21 protein-coding genes are annotated in these 18,275 nt (G+C 35.3%); 11 read left to right on the top strand and 10 right to left on the bottom strand.

What is annotated here, in order from left to right; translation table 11 throughout:
- Positions 1-4 precede the first annotated feature (4 nt).
- Complete coding sequence (locus Q0983_RS17695; RefSeq protein WP_299556213.1) at positions 5-529, bottom strand: RNA polymerase sigma factor; 525 nt, start codon at positions 527-529, stop codon at positions 5-7.
- 136 nt (positions 530-665) lie between these two features.
- Here Q0983_RS17695 and Q0983_RS17690 point away from each other — a divergent pair, with 136 nt between their 5' ends.
- The 7 genes from Q0983_RS17690 to Q0983_RS17660 all read left to right on the top strand — a co-directional run bounded on the left by Q0983_RS17690 (position 666) and on the right by Q0983_RS17660 (position 5,332).
- A complete protein-coding gene (locus tag Q0983_RS17690) occupies positions 666-1,703 on the top strand; it encodes a hypothetical protein (protein ID WP_299556212.1) in 1,038 nt (345 codons plus the stop codon).
- Between the two features lie 140 nt (positions 1,704-1,843).
- Complete coding sequence (locus tag Q0983_RS17685; protein WP_299556211.1) at positions 1,844-2,230, top strand: hypothetical protein; 387 nt, start codon at positions 1,844-1,846, stop codon at positions 2,228-2,230.
- A gap of 2 nt (positions 2,231-2,232) precedes the next feature.
- Entirely contained in the window at positions 2,233-2,748 is a 516-nt protein-coding gene (locus Q0983_RS17680) for an ankyrin repeat domain-containing protein (protein ID WP_299556210.1), read from the top strand.
- Positions 2,749-2,752: 4 nt separating this feature from the next.
- Positions 2,753-3,523, top strand: a complete 771-nt coding sequence (locus Q0983_RS17675) for a T9SS type A sorting domain-containing protein (RefSeq protein WP_299556209.1) — start codon at positions 2,753-2,755, stop codon at positions 3,521-3,523.
- A 33-nt stretch (positions 3,524-3,556) separates the two neighbouring features.
- Positions 3,557-4,405, top strand: coding sequence for a DUF5777 family beta-barrel protein (locus tag Q0983_RS17670; RefSeq protein ID WP_299556208.1), 849 nt, complete (start codon positions 3,557-3,559; stop codon positions 4,403-4,405).
- Positions 4,406-4,430: 25 nt separating this feature from the next.
- Positions 4,431-4,787: a hypothetical protein gene (locus Q0983_RS17665; protein ID WP_299556207.1), complete on the top strand. Its 357-nt coding sequence runs from the start codon at positions 4,431-4,433 to the stop codon at positions 4,785-4,787.
- Positions 4,788-4,789: 2 nt separating this feature from the next.
- On the top strand, positions 4,790-5,332 hold the full coding sequence (locus Q0983_RS17660; protein ID WP_299556206.1) for a YceI family protein: 543 nt from the start codon (positions 4,790-4,792) through the stop codon (positions 5,330-5,332).
- 50 nt (positions 5,333-5,382) lie between these two features.
- On the opposite strand, the gene carB is transcribed toward Q0983_RS17660, so the two are convergent.
- Positions 5,383-8,235, bottom strand: a complete 2,853-nt coding sequence (gene carB / locus Q0983_RS17655; RefSeq protein WP_299556205.1) for a carbamoyl-phosphate synthase large subunit — start codon at positions 8,233-8,235, stop codon at positions 5,383-5,385.
- Between the two features lie 111 nt (positions 8,236-8,346).
- On the bottom strand, positions 8,347-8,508 hold the full coding sequence (rpmH, locus tag Q0983_RS17650; protein WP_027878648.1) for a 50S ribosomal protein L34: 162 nt from the start codon (positions 8,506-8,508) through the stop codon (positions 8,347-8,349).
- A gap of 209 nt (positions 8,509-8,717) precedes the next feature.
- Between rpmH and Q0983_RS17645 the strand changes: the two genes are divergently transcribed.
- Complete coding sequence (locus Q0983_RS17645; RefSeq protein WP_299556204.1) at positions 8,718-9,296, top strand: DUF2892 domain-containing protein; 579 nt, start codon at positions 8,718-8,720, stop codon at positions 9,294-9,296.
- Positions 9,297-9,402: 106 nt separating this feature from the next.
- Here Q0983_RS17645 and Q0983_RS17640 read toward each other — a convergent pair whose 3' ends face one another.
- Both Q0983_RS17640 and Q0983_RS17635 read right to left on the bottom strand, forming a co-directional pair.
- Positions 9,403-10,332: a lytic transglycosylase domain-containing protein gene (locus tag Q0983_RS17640; protein WP_299556572.1), complete on the bottom strand. Its 930-nt coding sequence runs from the start codon at positions 10,330-10,332 to the stop codon at positions 9,403-9,405.
- A gap of 35 nt (positions 10,333-10,367) precedes the next feature.
- Positions 10,368-11,033: an alpha/beta hydrolase gene (locus Q0983_RS17635; protein WP_299556203.1), complete on the bottom strand. Its 666-nt coding sequence runs from the start codon at positions 11,031-11,033 to the stop codon at positions 10,368-10,370.
- A 121-nt stretch (positions 11,034-11,154) separates the two neighbouring features.
- On the opposite strand from Q0983_RS17635, the gene Q0983_RS17630 reads away from it, so the two are divergent.
- Positions 11,155-11,451, top strand: a complete 297-nt coding sequence (locus Q0983_RS17630; RefSeq protein WP_299556202.1) for an N-acetyltransferase — start codon at positions 11,155-11,157, stop codon at positions 11,449-11,451.
- Positions 11,452-11,470: 19 nt separating this feature from the next.
- Here Q0983_RS17630 and Q0983_RS17625 read toward each other — a convergent pair whose 3' ends face one another.
- Both Q0983_RS17625 and mtaB read right to left on the bottom strand, forming a co-directional pair.
- A complete protein-coding gene (locus Q0983_RS17625) occupies positions 11,471-11,989 on the bottom strand; it encodes a hypothetical protein (protein ID WP_299556201.1) in 519 nt (172 codons plus the stop codon).
- A 96-nt stretch (positions 11,990-12,085) separates the two neighbouring features.
- Positions 12,086-13,408 carry a tRNA (N(6)-L-threonylcarbamoyladenosine(37)-C(2))-methylthiotransferase MtaB gene (gene mtaB, locus Q0983_RS17620; RefSeq protein ID WP_299556200.1) on the bottom strand — a complete coding sequence of 441 codons (1,323 nt, stop codon included), beginning with the start codon at positions 13,406-13,408 and terminating at the stop codon, positions 12,086-12,088.
- Positions 13,409-13,543: 135 nt separating this feature from the next.
- Between mtaB and Q0983_RS17615 the strand changes: the two genes are divergently transcribed.
- Both Q0983_RS17615 and Q0983_RS17610 read left to right on the top strand, forming a co-directional pair.
- Positions 13,544-15,181 (top strand): ABC transporter substrate-binding protein, encoded by a 1,638-nt coding sequence (locus tag Q0983_RS17615; RefSeq protein WP_299556199.1) that lies wholly within the window; start codon positions 13,544-13,546, stop codon positions 15,179-15,181.
- A complete protein-coding gene (locus tag Q0983_RS17610) occupies positions 15,171-15,713 on the top strand; it encodes a GNAT family N-acetyltransferase (protein ID WP_299556198.1) in 543 nt (180 codons plus the stop codon). Before Q0983_RS17615 ends, Q0983_RS17610 begins: the two co-directional genes overlap by 11 nt.
- Before the next feature lie 3 nt (positions 15,714-15,716).
- Here the strand turns inward: Q0983_RS17610 and Q0983_RS17605 are convergent, their stop codons facing one another.
- The 3 genes from Q0983_RS17605 to Q0983_RS17595 are packed head-to-tail and all read right to left on the bottom strand — an operon-like array spanning position 15,717 to position 18,182.
- Entirely contained in the window at positions 15,717-16,052 is a 336-nt protein-coding gene (locus Q0983_RS17605) for a hypothetical protein (RefSeq protein WP_299556197.1), read from the bottom strand.
- A gap of 5 nt (positions 16,053-16,057) precedes the next feature.
- Positions 16,058-16,972 (bottom strand): hypothetical protein, encoded by a 915-nt coding sequence (locus Q0983_RS17600; RefSeq protein WP_299556196.1) that lies wholly within the window; start codon positions 16,970-16,972, stop codon positions 16,058-16,060.
- A 34-nt stretch (positions 16,973-17,006) separates the two neighbouring features.
- Positions 17,007-18,182: a GlmU family protein gene (locus tag Q0983_RS17595; RefSeq protein WP_299556195.1), complete on the bottom strand. Its 1,176-nt coding sequence runs from the start codon at positions 18,180-18,182 to the stop codon at positions 17,007-17,009.
- Positions 18,183-18,275: the final 93 nt, after the last annotated feature.

Here is an 18,275-nt window from a genome sequence, read left to right as displayed (position 1 = left end):
CTGATTATTTTATTTTAAATCCTTCCAGTTTTTCTTTTAAAGTATTGAAAGCCGTATAAATCCTGTACTCTACTACTTTTTGAGTCACCCCCATAATCTGTGCTATTTCACGGTGTTTTTTTCCTTCAACCTTACTCAATAAAAAAGCAACGCGTTGTTCTTCCTTTAAATTTTCCAGAATACTTTGGTATTGTTTTAAAAATTGATCTTTTTCCAGGAGAAACTCCGGGGACTCATTAGTATAATCTTTTTTATGAGCCTGATTATATTTTAAAACTACCTTTTCATGCTTTACAACATTTAACGCCATATTATTAGCAACCCTGTATAAAAAAGACTTTGCCTTTGACAAACTTACATCCTTACAATTATCCCATAACTTAATAAATGCTTCCTGAGCTAAATCATTGGGATTAGATTTATCTCCGTATTTATAAAACAAAAAACTTTGTAAATCTTGCACATACTTATTGTATATATGCTCAAACACCCTTTCTTTACAAATATCTTCGTTAAGCTCTTCTGACAATTTTTTTGTCTAAAGTTATGTAAAAAAATATTTATTTTTTTCAGGAGTTTTTAAAAACCGGTTGTTATAATATTAGATGGCTTAAGTTAGCCTTACTGATTATATGAGAATTAATACTTTAAATTTCCTTTTAACCATGCTTTGTCTGCTCTTATTTATAAGTTGTAGAAAAGAAGATATGGAGTTTATTGAAGCTCCCGAAGAGGAAAAACTGGTTAAAAACTCAGTTATTACCAATTTAATTCAAAAGATTGCAATCAATGACGGGTCTGAGGATAACATTCTAGATTATTCAAACTGTTTTAATATTAAATTACCTGTAGAAGTTACAGTAAATGGCTTAAAAATAGATGTTAACTCTAAAGAGGATTACAAAATTGTTGAATATATTTTTGACGACTCCGATGATGATACCGACATACTTGATATTGCATACCCTGTTACAATCATTCTTGGAGATTTCACTGAAGTAACTGTTACTAATGCTGAAGAATTGGCTAACTATTCTAAAAACTGCAATGGAGAAAACGAATTGGATGACGATATTGAGTGTTTGGATTTTCAATACCCGATAAGCGCTTCCTTATTTAATACCGATAGCGAAACCCTTGATATTATTACTATTCATTCAGATGAAGATTTATATGGCTTTATTGATAATTTAAGTGCCTCAGACTTTGTAACCATAAATTTCCCTATCTCTATCACGCTTTTCAATAATACCGTGCTAAACATTAGCAACCTTAATGAATTAAAAAGTGCCATTGATACCTATGGAAATGCCTGTGATGAAGATGATGATTATAACTATAATGATGATGATTGTGATGACTGTGACACCGAAACACTGGCGTCTATTCTAACCGGTTGTGGAAGTTGGACCATTGATAAGTTAGAGCGATATGGTAACGACCTGGATGATTATTACGAAGGCTACACATTTAATTTTCGCAAAAATGGTAGTGTTGGTGCTTACTGGGATGGGCAGAGAGCCTATGGCACCTGGGTTGCCACTGGAGAAGGGAATAATATAACAGTGGCTATTAATATACCAGGTTTAGATTACTGTAACGAAGACTGGATATTACATGAAATATCTGAGTATTCTGAAACTAAAATAGACCTAAGGGTAGGATACAATAACAGACTAAGATATAATAACATTTGTGATTAAAATTAAAAACATTAAGCTAGTATAACTTACTCTTCTATGAAAAAGAAAGTTTTTTTATAATCAAGTTCTATTGAGCACTTGATTTCTAGCTAAAACTGCTTCAGTAGTCCCTACTGAAGCAGTATTTTAAGAATGCTGAAATGAGAAAAAGATTAATAATCTTATTACTATTGATAATTATTGCAGGTGTAATTACATATAATTACATATACCAGGCGCATAGAAATATAGAAAGAGAAAAAGCCGAATTTACAGTGACCTCGGTAGCCCTTTCAAATGAATTTTTAATAGCACCGGCTGATTCTGAAAAACAATATTTAAATAAAGTCATTGAAGTTTCCGGGTCAATATCAGTAGTTAATGACCAAAACATAGTTTTAGATGAAAAGATATTTTGCCAGTTACAAAAACCGGTTAATGCCTCTATCTCAAAAGGTAATTCTATAAAAATAAAAGGACGGTGTATTGGTTATGATGACCTTTTGGAAGAAATTAAATTAGATCAGTGTATTATTATTAATCCATAATTATGAAAAGTACCTTACTATCACTAGCTTTTTTCATTTCCATGCTTGCTTATTGCCAAAACAATATTTTCGACATTTGTCGTAGTGGAAATGTCCATGACATTGAAAAAGTTTTTAATGAAGACCCTTCAATGATTAATGCAAAGAATGATGCCGGTTATACCCCGCTAATTTTGGCCTGCTACCATGGTAACGAATCTATCGTAAAATTTTTACTGGACAAAAATTGTGATGTTAATTCCAATAGTGATAATGGTACACCTTTAATGGCTGCCGTTGTAAAACAAAATTTAAACATTACTAACATGCTTTTAGAAAAAAAAGCTGATCCTAATATTGCCGATACTAATGGTACAACGGCGTTACATTATGCCACATTATTTAAACAAAATGAAATAGCTGAACTTTTAGTTAGGGCAGGTGCCAATTATGATTTAAAAGACGGAAATGGTAAGTCGGCTTACGACTATGCACTAATCAACAACAACAAAGAATTACTTTCACTATTTAAAAATTAAGGTCATGAAAAAAATTACACTAACTATCGCAACACTACTTGCTTTGAATGTATGTTTAAACGCTCAAACTTATTCTACCGGTACCGTAACACTATCCACCACATCTGGTTTGGAATACTCCGCTCAAATTGATATTACAAGTACAGTGGTTACATTAACATTAATAGGGCCTGATGACCGTTGGCTTGGCCTTGGACTTGGAGTACAGTCTATGACAAACAATGGAGATGTAGTAGTTTTTGATGGTACTAATCTTACCGACAGAACCTTTCAAGGAATAGGTAGTATGCCGGTTTTAGACACTAATCAGGACTGGTCTATATCTTCAAACAACACTTCATTGGGTGTACGTACTTTAGTTGCTACCAGAGCTTTAAACACAGGTGAAGGCAATGATTATGTATTTAGTACATCAGATACCTCAATTAATCTGGTTTGGGCAAGAGGCAATGGTTCAACGTTTAACCTAGGTAATCACGGAGGGAGTAATAGAGGAATTACATCAAGCGGAATTACCCTGGGAATTGATGACCTGGTAGTAGACAGCTTCAAAATATTCCCTAACCCGGTATCTTCTTTATTGAATATTAAATTATTTGATAATTATCATAATAGTCATGCCGACATCTATTCTAGCTTAGGTAAAAAAGTTTATAGTAACAAGCTTTCCTATCTACAGTCCTTTATCGATGTTTCAACCTTAAATACAGGAATTTATATATTAAAAATAACCTCTAATGAAAATACGCAAACTAGACGCTTTGTAAAATATTAAACCTTTTTCTAAAACTATTTGACACGTTTAAATATGAAACATTTGTTTTCCCTACTAGTATTCGTTCCCATCTTTACTTTTTCGCAAAATGATTTATTAGCAGAAATAGATTCAGATTCAACCGGTACTCAATACGAATCTGCCACATTTAAAGGTTTAAAAATTGTAAACTTCGAATCTACCAAACTCGTAGCAGATAATCAGTTTACCCTTGTGGTTTCACACCGCTTTGGTAGTCTCAAAAATGGCATCGACACCTTTTTTGGTTTGGATGATGCCGTTACGCGTATCAATTTTATTTTCGGAATTTCCGATGGGTTAAACATTGGAATTTCAAGAAGTTCATTTCTTAAAATTTATGAAAGTTCTATAAAATACCGGTTATTCAGACAAGAAAAAAACGGGTTCCCTTTTACTATCGTAGGGTATAATTCCATTTTAATTAATACTGCTTTGGACAAGGCTAATTATCCCCTTTTGGAGTTTAAACATAGAGTTGGTTATACCACTCAAATTCTAATTGCCAGAAAAATGAGCACTAATTTGTCTGTTGAATTGGCTCCAACGGTATTTCATGACAACTTTGTGGTTCTGGATGAACAGGATAATACCCAATACGCCCTGGGCGTTGGCGGTCGCTATAAACTAAGTAAAAGATGGTCAGTAAACGCCGATTACGGGCTTCATTTTAACAGGGCAGACAATTCTCCTTTTAAAAATCCGTTCTCTATTGGTATAGATTTGGAAACCGGCGGGCATGTGTTTCAAATGCACTTTACCAATGCCGAAGGTATGAATACCAATTCATTTTTAGGCCAGGCCTCTGGAGATTGGAGTGATGGTAACGTCTATTTTGGGTTTAATTTAAGTAGAAGATTTTAATAATTATACACTAAAACAATTTGCTATGAAAACGAATCATTTAATTTATTTACTAGGCATCTCAATGCTATTTTTTACCTGCTCAAGCAGCAGCAGTGACGACGTGAATCCGGATCCGGATCCAGGTCCAACTACAGAAGTAACTTATGATGATGACGTTAAAGCCATTATCAATAGTAATTGTACTTCATGTCACGGGGCTACGCCAACAAATGGAGCGCCTACTTCGTATACTACTTATAATCAGGTAAAGAATGACGCTGATAAAATTATTAGCCGTATTAATAATGCCGGCAGCCCAATGCCTCCAACCGGCCTTATGGCCCAATCTTTGAGAGATAAAATTCAACAATGGAAAGATGATGGTCTATTAGAAAATTAACAATGAAAAATCTCCTATACATTTTAGCATTTTTAAGTATAAATGCTTTTGGGCAAACCAAATACCTAACAAAAACGGGAACTGTAAGTTTTGAGGCTTCGGTTCCTTCGTTTGAAGAAGTAAAAGCTACAAACAAATCTGTAACAGCAATTATTAATACTGATAATGGCGAATTTGCAGCTTTAGTTTTGGTTAAAGGATTCCGATTCAAAAATGCCTTAATGGAAGAGCATTTTAATGAGAATTATGCAGAGTCTGACACCTATCCCAAAGCTACTTTTAAAGGAACCATTAAAGACTTTGACGTTACAACTTTAAATAAAGAATCAAAGTTAAGTGTGAATGGAACACTTACGTTCCATGGCGAATCAAAAGAACTTAATGATGTTTCGGTAGTGCTTTCAAAGGAACAAGATAACATTTCTATGTCCGGAGCCTTTAAAGCACTCGCTTCGGATTTTAATATTAAAATTCCCAAAATTATAAGGAATAAAATAGCTGAAGATATTGAAGTTCACTTTAATTTTAACTTGTTGAAGAAATAAAAAAAGCCGCTGGTTACTGAGGTTACTCGAAGTACAGCGGCTTTTTTTTATTACTTACTTAAGTACATTTTACGCCTGGAATAGAGGTCGTAGAATTCATCATCTTTTAAGCTATCTATAAATAAGATACTTTCCCCGGTACTCTTCATCTCAGGACCTAAAGTTTTGTCCACATTCGGGAATTTATTGAATGAGAACACAGGTTGTTTAATAGCATACCCCTCCAATTCAGGTTTAAAATTGAAATCTTTTATCTTGTTTTTTCCTAACATCAGCTTAGTAGCATAATTTACATAAGGCTCCCCGTAAGCTTTGGCTATAAAAGGAACCGTACGTGATGCTCTCGGGTTAGCTTCAATGATATAAACCATATCGTCTTTAATGGCAAACTGAATGTTTATTAATCCAACCGTATTAAGCGCTAAAGCTATCTTTTTCGTATGGTCTTTTATTTGCTGCATTACAAACTCTCCCAGGTTAAACGGAGGGAGCGTGGAATTACTGTCTCCCGAGTGAATACCGCAAGGTTCAATATGCTCCATGATACCGATGATATAAATCTCTTCACCATCGCAAATAGCATCAGCTTCAGCTTCAATCGCACCTTCTAAATAATGGTCTAATAATAATTTATTATTTGGAATTTTATTTAGTAAGCCCACCACGTGCTCTTCTAATTCCTTCTCATTGATCACAATTTTCATGCCCTGTCCACCTAATACATAAGATGGTCTTACAAGAATTGGAAAATCTAATTCTTTAGCTACTGCCAGTGCTTCATCGGCCGTTTCGGCAGTATCAAATTTTGGATAAGGAATACCATTGTCTTTTAATAGTGTAGAGAAACTTCCTCTGTCCTCTGCTAAATCTAATGACTGGAAGCTGGTACCAATAATCTTAATACCATATCTATCAAGTTTTTCAGCCAGTTTTAAAGCGGTTTGCCCACCTAACTGCACAATAACCCCTTCAGGTTTTTCATGTTTGATGATATCGTAAATGTGCTCCCAGAAAACCGGTTCAAAATATAGCTTATCGGCCGTATCAAAATCTGTTGAAACAGTTTCAGGATTACAGTTAATCATGATGGTTTCATAACCACATTCTTTTGCCGCATATACCCCATGAACACAGCAGTAATCAAACTCAATACCCTGTCCGATCCGGTTTGGTCCGGAACCTAATACAATGACCTTCTTCTTATCAGTAACAACACTTTCATTATCCGCATAACGATTGCCGTCTGCCGTTTGCATATCACTCTCAAAGGTTGAGTAATAATATGGTGTTTGTGCCTTAAACTCGGCAGCACAGGTGTCTACTAATTTATACACCCTGTTAACACCCATTTCCTCACGCTTATTGTATACCTGGCTCTCTAAACAACCTAACATGTGGGCTATTTGTCTGTCGCCATATCCCTTTTGCTTTGCCTCAAGCATTAATGGTTTTTCAATAGTGTCTATATTGAAAGTAGAAATCTCTTTTTCTAAGAAATACAGTTCTTCATATTGCTTTAAGAACCACATATCAATCTTGGTGATTTCAAAAATTCTACTCAGAGGGATCCCCATTTTAATGGCATCATAGATGGTAAATACCCGATCCCATGATGCATATGTAAGTTTTTCTATAACCTTATCATAGTTGGTGTTTTCTTTACCATCAGCCCCTAATCCGTTACGTTTAATTTCAAGAGACTGTGTTGCTTTATGTAAGGCTTCCTGGAACGAACGTCCAATTCCCATCACCTCTCCCACGGCTTTCATTTGAAGCCCTAATGTTCTGTCAGACCCTTCAAACTTATCAAAATTCCAACGTGGTATCTTTACAATGACATAATCTAACGTTGGTTCGAATAATGCTGATGTTGACTTAGTAATTTGGTTACTCAATTCATCCAAATGATATCCCAAAGCCAGTTTCGTAGCTATTTTAGCAATCGGATAACCTGTTGCTTTACTCGCCAATGCCGAAGATCGCGATACACGAGGATTAATTTCAATGGCTATAATCTCTTCTTCTTCGTCCGGACTTACTGCAAATTGTACGTTACATCCCCCGGCAAAATCACCTATACTTCGCATCATATGAATGGCCATATCACGCATTCTTTGATAGGTTCTGTCACTTAAGGTCATAGCCGGAGCCACCGTAATAGAATCTCCGGTATGGATCCCCATAGGGTCCATATTTTCAATAGAACAGATAATAACAACATTATCATTGGAATCTCTGAGCAACTCTAACTCATACTCTTTCCATCCAAGTAGTGCTTTATCTATCATAACCTCATGGATAGGAGAAATTTCCAAACCACGACGTAACAACTTGTCAAAATCTTCTTCTTCATAAACAATCGCCGCACCGGCACCTCCTAAGGTAAATGAGGAACGAATACATAATGGAAATCCAAACTCCTGGGCAATCTCTTTTCCTTTAAGGAATGAAGACGCCGTAGCCTGAGGCGCCATTCCAACGCCTATTTTTTCCATTAACTCTCTAAACTGCTCTCTATCTTCAGTAATATTGATAGCATCAATGTTTACACCTATGAGTTCCACCCCAAAATCTTCCCATATACCTTTTTCATCAGCTTCAATACAAAGGTTTAATGCGGTTTGCCCTCCCATGGTTGGTAAAACGGCATCAATTTGAGGATGCTCCTTTAAAATCTTAACGATCGACTTGGTATTTAACGGTAACAAATAAACGTGATCTGCCATGGACGGATCAGTCATAATTGTTGCCGGATTCGAATTAATTAAAATAGTTTCAATTCCATCTTCTCTTAATGATCGTAATGATTGTGACCCAGAATAATCGAACTCACATGCTTGCCCGATAATGATAGGGCCCGAACCAATAATTAGTATAGATTTTAAATTTGGATTTTTTGGCATTTTTTAAGTATTCTAGTGTAAATAAATTAGTTGCAAAAATAGTAATTAGAAAACATAAAAAAAGGCGTTACAGTCAAGCAACACCTTTAAATTATAAACAATTGTTAATCATTATTTTTTATGTCTTGTTTCAGATGATACAGACAATTTTTTTCTTCCTTTGGCTCTTCTTCGGGCAAGTACTTTTCTTCCATTAGCAGAAGCCATTCTTTCTCTGAAACCATGCTTGTTTCTTCTCTTTCTTTTTGATGGTTGAAACGTTCTTTTACTCATTGTCTTATATCTTTAAATATCTGAAATGTAATTTTTAAACTCGAATTTTGACCCTTGCTCAAAACTGAGCGCAAATATACAACAGTTTTTTATATCACAAACCTATTTTAATAATATTTTTTATAGAAAAATTTAGTTTCTTTGCATTTCAAAACAAAATTGCTATAAATACAGGCCAAGTAGCCTGTAAATAATATTCAAAACCAGATATGTACAATAAAATTATAAAACTTATTATAGCTGTCGGAATTATTGCTTATGCCGTATATCAATTTACAGAAGGCGAAATTGGAAATGGTATTGCCCTGATATTACTGGCCGGTGTATTTGTATTTCTTTATTTTAAAAATGAATTTATATTGCTTGCCTTTTTAAGATTGCGCAAGCAAGATTTTGTTGGTGCTAAAAAGTGGTTAGATAGGATAAAACATCCTGAGGGTGCTTTAGTAAAAAAACAACAAGGCTACTATAACTATTTACACGGGTTAATGGTCATGCAGGGTAATATGAATGAGGCCGAAAAGTACTTTAAAAAGGCGGTTAGTTTAGGATTATCCATGAAACATGATTTGGCCATGGCCAAATTAAACCTGGCCGGTATTGCTTTTTCAAAACGACGAAAGCAGGAAGCACAAAAATTATTGACCGAGGCACAGCAACTTGATAAACATGGGATGCTTACTGACCAAATTAAAATGATGAAGCAAAACATGAAACGTGCTGTAGGCCCTAACCAACACTTTGGTGCCGGTGGCTCCTTAAGATCTCAAAAAAGAAGGAGTAGATAAAAACTCTTTGTCATGCTGTCCTGATAGCTATCGGGATCGTTTTAGCATCTGATTTAGATTTATAAGTAATAGACCCTGAAACAAGTTCAGGGTGACATAAATATTTCTACTGTGCTAAATTATAATACCCTTCTTTAGGTATTTCTATTTCGTAAAGCTTTTTGGATTTATTATTAAGATGCCTTTCTCGTAACCAGGGATTATGCAATTTTAATATCTTATAATTAATTCCAAATTTTTCGGCAAACTTGGAAAAGTCCGTTACTGCAGTGTCAACCTCAACTTTAAAGGTTGGAATGTTGGTATATAGATCTTTATCTCTAAAATTGAATCCGTATTTGTCTGGATTAGACAATATTTCCTTTAACGCTACAATTCTAAATACATAACGTCCGGTTTCTTCACCTAAAAGTAAATCGTAATAATCAGAGACATTTTGTTCTTTTAACCTGCGGGAAATTCCGGACTTGCCGGCATTATATGCAGCAGCTGCTAAAGTCCAGGATCCTAAACTCTCTCTGGCTTCTAACAAATATTTACAAGCCACCTCGGTAGCTTTTTCTAAATGGTAACGTTCGTCAACATTTGTATTCACCTCTAATCCATTTTCCCTGCCAGTAGCTTTCATGATTTGCCATACACCCCGGGCTCCTGCAGGCGACACGGCGTTTGTTAACCCGCTTTCAATAACTGCCAGGTATTTAAAATCATCCGGAATGCCATGTTTAGCTAAAATAGGTTCTATAATAGGGAAATATTTTTTAGAACGCTTGAACATCAGCAAACCGTTAGACTGCCAATAGGTATTTACCAACAGCTCTCTGTCCATACGTTCTAAAATATCAGGGTTGCTTAAAGGCAATGATTCTCCTGCAAATTCTAGATCATCGGGAACTTGCAGTGCATAAACGTTATAATCGTTTATTAATTTCTTTTCAAAATTTTCATCCGTAGGTGCGTCTTGGAGGGCATAAATAAATACAATACACAAACTTAACAATCCAACGCACGCTAAAAGGCGTTCTACTATCTTCATCATTAAAAGTTTTGCCTAAAATTAATAAAAACGGACTAATTTTCAAGAATAATATCGGTTAAATGCTCATTAAACCACTTGTATTTATTGATAATCATGATATGAGACCCTTTTGATATGGTCATACAGCCATGAATACTTTTAATTGGAAAAACAGCATCATTATCGCCATGAATATGAACAATGCCTTCAGGTGGCTCTTTTTGATCCCAGTTAACCATTTGCTTTATAGCCCAACTCAAATAACGATTATCGTTAACAGACAGGTATCGTTTATAAAGCTTCAGCCGTTTAGTAAAGTTTTTTCCAAAAGCATATTTTTCCAGTAAATCCACCTTACTTGCCAATTGTGTTGGTAGCAGTTTATAGATACCTGTAGATCCGGCCAATTGCATATGCTTTGGTATTTCATTTTTAGATTTTACACTGGAAACAATAATTAACTTTCTAACATTAAGATGTTTACTCATTTCCTGAACCAACACACCACCAAATGACACGCCCAATAAAACGATGTTATCATATTTTATATGGTCCGTCATTCTTAATGCATAGTCGGTTAACGATTCATCTTCCAAAGGAACCATCCATTCTAAATAATGAAGTTTAAATCTGTCTTCCGGAAGTTTTATATTTTCAAAAATTAATGGGCTGGCAGCCATTCCCGGCATTAAATACACATGGATTAGTTCTTGACTCATAGGGTATTAACTTAACTTTTTCTTTACATTAAGGTTTTTTTTTAGTAATTTTGCATCGCAAATCGAAACAAGCATCGTTTGCTTATTTTAATTCTCCGCTTAAATTAAAAAATTTATACAAATGGTTGATGTAGCTGAACTAATAGATAATGATTTTTTACGCCAATTTGAAATTAAAGTTGATAATCATTTAGCAAAAATTGAATACTCACTACAAGAGCGCAAGATCTTTTTAACAAAGCTTATTATTCCTGAGGAAATTAAAAGCGAAGACTTTAGAAAAGAGTTTATTGCAGCCGTTTTTGAACAAATTGAAGGACGCAACCTAAGCGTGGTTCCAACCAGCCCTGAAATAGCCAAATTTGTAAGAAGCAACAGAAAATATAAACGTATGTTACCTGTTGGGGTAAGAATATAAGTTTCTTTCCAAATAATAATTACACTTTAGTATAAACTACACGCAACGCTTTAGTATCAATTATATTGGTAAAGCTTTCATCATAGATATTAATGGTAGCCGCTCCAATTAGCTTATCATCATTAATAGTATAGTTTCTGCTGGAATTTCCATCTATTATAATGATATCTCCTTTTTGAGAATAATGCAACGTTGTTCCTATGGTTCCATTGTCAGGATCACACCAGACGTCGTAAATATACTCATTGGTAGTTCCTTCAACCAGTGCAATTTTCACACTGGATGGAGATGCTACAAAATATCCAATATAACCATCTTCAAAATGCATTGTATGCTTTGAAGTGGCAGTACAATTAAGTTCATCATACATATTTTGGCTAATAATCCCATCCTTATTAACATCAATTCCTTCGCCTTTAACCTTGTATTCCGTTAAAACCCAAAGCCCTTCAACAGGTGGTGTTATATCATCCTTAGAACAAGATGATACTAAAATTATAAGAAGAAAAACAAATGAAGTTCTTAATAAATGTTTCATGATTAGGGGCTTAACATGCAACTCCAAATATAATATCATGATAAACTTTCGAGCAATTAAATCGACCAAGTGTAAGAAAATCAGTCTAGTAAGAATTTAAGCTAATATTTCAGCAAAATCAAATCTAACCAATCCGTCATCATCAATTTTGGTAAGCTCTACTGGATGTAGTGTATTCACCAATTCCGGATTCCATGGTGCCTTTACTTTGACATAATTCTCTGTAAACCCATGAATATAACCGTCCTTATTTTCGCTTTCAAATAAAACGGTTCTGGCACTTCCCAACTGGCTTTCATAAAATGCCCGACGTTTTTTAACCGATAATCCACGCAACATTTTACTACGTTTGCTTCTTATATTATTAGGAACGACAACCTCCATGGCTGCTGCTTCGGTATTATCGCGCTCAGAATAAGTAAACACATGTAAGTACGAAATGTCCAATTCATTTAAAAAGTTGTAGGTCTCCAGAAAATGCGCATCGGTTTCACCCGGAAAGCCAACGATAACATCTACTCCAATACAGGCATGGGGCATCACTTCCTTTATTTTAGAAACCCTGTCTACATACAACTCTTTCATGTAACGCCGTTTCATTTTTTTCAAAATCTCGTTACTCCCACTTTGCAAAGGCACATGAAAATGCGGTACAAATGCTCTGGATTGCGATACCAAATCAATGGTTTCGTTCTTTAATAAATTAGGCTCAATAGACGAAATACGTAAGCGCTCAATACCTTCAACCTGATCCAATTCGGTCACTAAATCTAAGAAGGTATGTTCGTGTTTTTTATTACCAAATTCGCCTTTTCCATAATCCCCAATATTGACTCCTGTCAACACAATTTCCTTTATGTTTTGAGCAGAAATCTCCCGGGCATTTTTAAGCACATTCTCCATAGTATCACTTCTCGAAATACCTCGTGCTAAAGGAATGGTACAATATGTACATTTATAATCACAACCATCCTGAACTTTTAAAAAAGCCCTGGTTCTGTCGCCTATAGAATAAGACCCGACATAAAAATCAGCGTCCTCAATCTCACAAGAATGCACTTCACCGAAATCGTTTTTTGTAAGATCATTTAAGTAATCGGTTATCTTAAATTTTTCGGTAGCTCCAAGAACCAAATCCACTCCGTCAACCTCAGCCAATTGCTGTGGCTTCAATTGTGCATAACAGCCAACAGCGGCAATAAATGCTTTATCATTTGCTTTTTGAGCTTGCTTTACAATGGTTTTAAAACGCTTATCGGCATTCTCCGTAACGGAGCAGGTATTAATCACATAAATATCTGCTTTTTCAGAAAAATCTACACGGTCAAAGCCTTCGTTTACAAAGCTTCTTGCAATGGTAGAGGTTTCTGAAAAATTAAGCTTACAGCCTAATGTATAAAATGCGACTTTTTTTCTCATTATTAGTTTTGTGTCATCATTAGAGATGGAAAACTGTTTATATTTGTCATATTGAGCACCGTTGCAATATCAAAAGAGAGCCTTCGTTTCTCTCAAAATGACAATTAGCGTGCAAATTTACAACTAATAAGTTACATGATAAAACCTATAGCGAATCAAATAACAAACTACCTATCAATTAGTTGTATTGTAATTTTACTTTTTTCCTGCGAGGACCATTCCGGTTCCAACAAAGACCATTTGGTTTTTCGTTATAATGAATACGCCAATATAAACACCCTGGATCCGGCTTTTTCAAGAACGCTACAGGATAATTCCATTAACAACCAGCTTTTTAATGGCCTGGTGCAATTAGACAGTGCTTTAAATATTAAGCCGTGTATAGCAAAATCGTGGACTATTTCCGAGGATGCCATCACCTATACTTTCAATTTACGCAGTGACGTTTATTTTCACAAGCACCATTTATTCGGGACAGATTCTACAAGAGTTGTTGTTGCTAAAGATTTCGAATACAGTTTAAACCGATTAAGAGATAAAAAAGTAGCTGCTCCCGGAAGTTGGGTTTTAAATAAAGTAGATGACTTTAAAGCCATAAACGACACCATTTTTCAAATAGAATTAAGGCAACCCTTTCCGGCTTTTATAGGCTTACTAACCATGAAATACTGCTCGGTGGTTCCAAAAGAAATAGTGGAACATTATGGTATTGATTTCAGATCAAATCCTATTGGAACCGGCCCATTTAAATTTAAGCGCTGGGAAGAAAATATTAAACTGGTTCTTAGAAAAAACGAACATTATTTTGAAAAAGATTCGGAAGGAAACAGGTTACCCTATCTGGAAGCTGTTGCGCTTACCTTTTTACCGGATAAGCAAAGTGAATTTTTACAGTTTGCCCAGGGCAATATCGATTTTGTTTCAGGCTTGGATGCTTCGTATAAAGATGAACTTTTAACCAGTGCCGGAACTTTACGAGACAAGTACGCTGAAACAGTAAATATGATTCGCGGCCCTTATCTAAACACTGAATACCTTGGATTTTATTTAGACTCCGAAACACCTGAGATCCAATCCAAACTCATCAGAAAAGCCATTAATTATGGTTTCGACCGCAAAAAGATGATGCTTTATTTAAATAATGGCGTTGGTAATCCTGCTAACGGTGGGTTTATCCCAATTGGGCTTGCCGGTTATAATGAGTCCAGCGGTTTTACCTATCAACCCGAAAAAGCCAAACAACTGGTAGAACAATTTAAAAAAGAAAGTAACATCACGAATCCGGAAATTACTTTGGTTACAACAAGTAATTATTTGAGTTTTTGCGAATTTATTCAGCGTGAACTTGAAAAAGCAGGTTTAACCATTAATGTTGATGTGATGCCCGAAGCCTCGTTAAGAAGTGCCCGTTCTAATGGTAAAGTTGATATGTTCAGAAGCTCCTGGATTGCTGATTATCTGGACGCTGAGAACTACTTATCTATTTTCTACAGTAGGAATTTTGCACCTAATGGCTCTAACTATTTTCATTTTAAAAATGATATGGTTGACAGTTTATACAACAAAGCCTTTACCATTACTGATATTGAGGAACGCAAACATTTATATACGGCTATAGATTCTTTAGCAATGGATCATGCTATCATGGTACCGCTTTACTATGATGAAGTAATACGTTTTACCAGAAAAAATGTAACAGGTTTAGGCATTAACCCCATTAATTTGCTGGATTTCAGACGCGTAAAAAAACAGGAACATCACATTGAAGAATAGGTTATTACTTGAAAACGAAGAAACTAAAAGGCTTAGATTCAGGAAAGTACAATGGTCTGATTTTGATGCCTGGCTAAAGTTTCACGAAAACCCGGAGACCTCAAAATATTGGGAAGCTGCATTAGAAGCCCCGGAAATTGAATGCCAAAAATGGTACGACAAACAATTTTATCGGTATAACAATAACCTTGGAGGCATGAACGCCCTTATTGAAAAAGATTCCGAAAATTTAATCGGACACTGTGGCCTGTTGGTTCAAACTGTTGACCAAATCCGGGAAATTGAAATTGGTTATTCATTGCTTCCTGAATTCTGGAATAAAGGGTATGCTACCGAAGCTGCTAAAAAATGCAGGGACTATGCGTTTTCAAATCATTTGACAGATTCTATAATCTCTATAATCAGCCTGACCAATAAACCTTCTGAAAATGTAGCATTAAAAAACGGGATGTCTTTAGAAAAACGTACGATCTACAATGGAAATGAAGTAAACATCTTTAGAATTAAAAAAACGGATTGGCTTCCTGAATAAACACTAAATATTTTCCTCGGGATTCCTGCCAATATCCTGAATTTCGTCTTTGATCTCTATTTTTGCTTTTTTCCAATTTCTTCTCAAGAGGAAATAGAATAAACCTGATGCCCCAATACCAAAAGGTAAAGCAATAAAGGTCATCAATAACGTATTGTCCCAATTGATATTCAGACCAAACAATTCATTCATAACCCCTAAAACAACTCCTCCAACACCAGTTCCTGCATAGTACACAACAATTCCTAATATAGCATATAACCACCTGTGTTTGTAATAATCCTGAGCAAGTTCATAAAAATATTTTCCGATAAAAATGATTAATATAATTCCTAACATAAGTTTTACTTCTTTTTGAAATAGTAAATATCATCATCGCCTTTTCCTTTTAATCTTTTAGACGACAAATACCCGGATGCACCATTATCATTTGTGATCAATGAAAAATCATCTTTATTACTATTTAAGGGTTTGGGTAATTTTTCAGCTTTTGTAAATACACCATGTTCATCCATAACACTTTTATAAACATCATAGCCACCAAAACCACCGGGCCTGTTTGATGCGAAATACAAGGTATTATCATTGGCAATGACAGGAAACATTTCCCTACTGTAAGAGTTTACTTTGCTTCCTAAATTTTTGGGTTCACCATAAGTGTTGTTCCCTAAAACATCCACCTTAAAAATATCCGAACCGCCTCTGGTAGTTTCCCTTCCGCCTCTAACATTCGCAGTAAAGTAAAGGATCTTTCCATCTTTACTTAATGCCGGATGCGCATAAGAATATTTTAGTTTGCAAAACGGAAGCACTTTAAAATTGGTCCAACCAACACCTGCTTTGTATTCTCCAATTTCTATATGAAAATTATCCATATTGAAATTACCCTGGGGCTTATTTTTATAGGAGTATCTGGTGGTTATAAAGAGGTTTTTTCCGTTGGGAGATATAGTAGCACTGGTAATATTCACAATATTTTGTTTTGGATCGATTTGAACCGGAACCTCATTAGTTATATGTCCCTCACTTGAAATAGCCGCTTGAAAAACGGTTAAAACCGGTACGCCTTGTTTTTTTTTGGGGCGTTCTTTTTTATCTAATAAGTATGACGTGAAAAGTATTTTATTTTCACCTATAGGCATCAGTCCAAAATGGGGGTGTTCTGAGTTTAATTCAACATTAACTACTTTATAGGCATCCGTTTGCGAAACTGTAAGAAAGGTAGATAAAAATATAAGTAAACAGCAAAAATGCTTCATAACTTAGTTTTGTTGGAACTAAAGTTACTAATTTTTACTCACGTCGGTATTTTTTAGTTTCTTCAAAAATGTGCTCTAAAATTTGTTTATCCTGATCTGTGAATTCTTCTTTACGCCTGGCCATCACCACTTTGGCTACTTCAAACACTTTTTTAGTCAAATAAGTTGTAAAACCGGCACTGCCACCCCAGCTGAAACTAGGCACAAAATTTCTGGGAAAACCACTGCCAAAAACATTAGCACTAACACCTACCACAGTCCCCGTATTAAACATGGTATTGATACCCGCTTTACTATGGTCTCCCATCATTAAACCACAAAACTGTAACCCGGTTTTGGCGAAGCCTTCTGATTGATAATCCCACAGCCTTACCTCAGCATAATTATTTTTTAAGTTAGAGGTGTTGGTATCTGCGCCCAAATTACACCATTCGCCTAAAACAGAATTCCCCAAAAAGCCATCATGTCCTTTACTTGAATATCCGAAAATAACAACATTGTCAACTTCACCTCCAATTTTGCTGTACGGGCCTATAGTTGTTGGTCCGTAAATTTTAGCCGCCATTTTTACAATGGCATTCTCGCATAGGGCGAATGGCCCCCGAATCATGGATCCCTCCATAATTTCAGTGTTCTTCCCTATATAAATAGGGCCTTTTTCTGCATTTAAGGAACATAATGGTAATTTGGCGCCTTCTTCGATAAAGATATTTTCCGAATGAAATGCTACCGTAGTTTCAGGAATAGAATGCGATTTTCTATTTTTTGTAATTAGGTCAAAATCCTCTTGAATGGCCACACCGTTCTTAGAAAAAATATCCCAGGTATACTCAATCTTAATGCAGCTATCATCAAACTCAAGAGCCTCGTAAGAATCAAAATCAATATCTTCCTGACCTTCTTTTGAATAGAACGCTATGACATCTTCACCCTTAAAAATGGCCTGGCTTTCCTGAAGGCTTTTTATCATTTCCACCAACTCTAAATTAGGTAAATAAGACGCATTTATCATAATATTCTCATCCATTTCCACCATGGGAAACTTGTCCGATAAATAATCTTCGGTTACCGTTGTTGTGGTAGTATCCAGATAGGTTTCCCATTTTTCACGAATGGTTAAAATACCTATTCTGATATCAGCTACCGGTCTTGTATAAGTAAATGGCAATAAATTATTTCGAGAGGGTCCGTCAAACAGGATATAATTCATAAGTAGCTAAAAGTTAAAAGTAAAAAGTTAAAAGTTTACCACTTTTCAACTTTAAACCATGGTTGCGATATCAAAAGTAGCTTAAAAGCATAA

The sequence above is a fragment of the Seonamhaeicola sp. genome, assembly GCF_028281565.1.
Lineage (GTDB): Bacteria > Bacteroidota > Bacteroidia > Flavobacteriales > Flavobacteriaceae > Seonamhaeicola.
This window is presented reverse-complemented; position numbering and strand designations above follow the sequence as displayed.